We start from the raw sequence: 589 nt of genomic DNA, 5'->3' as shown, positions 1-589 counted from the left end.
GCCGTATCGGAAGGTGCGGCTGGATCACCTCCTTTCTAAGGATATACCCAGTCACGATGATGACTGGATACACAATGACAGTTGTGTCTCGCTCGTTGTCAGTTTTGAAAGAGCAATTGTTCTTTCTAAACATTGATAAGATATGAATCTGCCGCTCGAAAGAGCAGCATTTGCACCTTGAAAACTGGATAGCGAATAATGAAACATCCTTAAAGCTTTAGTTTTATAACACGAAGCGAAGATTGAATGGATGGTTACGCAAGTAACAGCCATCAATCAAGCAACTGGTTAAGCTACTAAGAGCGCACGGAGGATGCCTAGGCACTAGGAGCCGAAGAAGGACGTGGCGAACAACGAAATTGCCTCGGGGAGCCGTAAGCAGGCTTTGATCCGGGGATGTCCGAATGGGGAAACCCGGCTGCGGTAATGCGCAGTCACTTCTTACTGAATACATAGGTAAGTAGAGGCATACCAGGGGAACTGAAACATCTAAGTACCCTGAGGAAGAGAAAACAATAGTGATTCCGTCAGTAGCGGCGAGCGAACGCGGATTAGCCCAAACCTACGGACTTGTCCGTAGGGGTTGTAG

The 589-nt window shown here is 47.5% G+C and carries 1 rRNA gene; it reads left to right on the top strand.

Annotated elements, in window-relative coordinates:
• Positions 1–286 precede the first annotated feature (286 nt).
• Positions 287–589, top strand: a 23S ribosomal RNA gene (locus tag GON22_RS25605); the annotation flags it as partial.

Origin of the sequence: Paenibacillus sp. MMS18-CY102, from assembly GCF_009789195.1 — a bacterium.
Classification (GTDB): Bacteria; Bacillota; Bacilli; order Paenibacillales; family Paenibacillaceae; genus Paenibacillus_T.
This window is presented reverse-complemented; position numbering and strand designations above follow the sequence as displayed.